1 pseudogene is annotated in these 245 nt (G+C 71.0%); it reads right to left on the minus strand.

Annotated elements, in window-relative coordinates:
• Positions 1-245, minus strand: a pseudogene (locus tag H261_RS23100) (electron transfer flavoprotein subunit alpha/FixB family protein); the annotation flags it as partial.

The raw sequence follows: 245 nt of genomic DNA on the forward strand, positions 1-245 counted from the left end.
CCACCTTCGTCGCGTCCCTGGACTGCACGGTGGCCAGGGCGTTGCCGGCATAGATCGGGCGGATGAAGGTGTCGGGCGACACCACGCCGGTGATCTCCGACACCTGGGCCACGTCCAGCAGGGCGGCGACGCGCGGCGCCACGTTCTTGCCCCCGGTGGTGGCGGCGGCCAGGATGTGGGAATAGGCGCCGGCCAGCGACACGATCAGCGCCGCCAGCGGCTCGGCCAGATGGTTGGCGTAGAGT

Source organism: Paramagnetospirillum caucaseum (genome assembly GCF_000342045.1).
GTDB classification, from domain to species: domain Bacteria; phylum Pseudomonadota; class Alphaproteobacteria; order Rhodospirillales; family Magnetospirillaceae; genus Phaeospirillum; species Phaeospirillum caucaseum.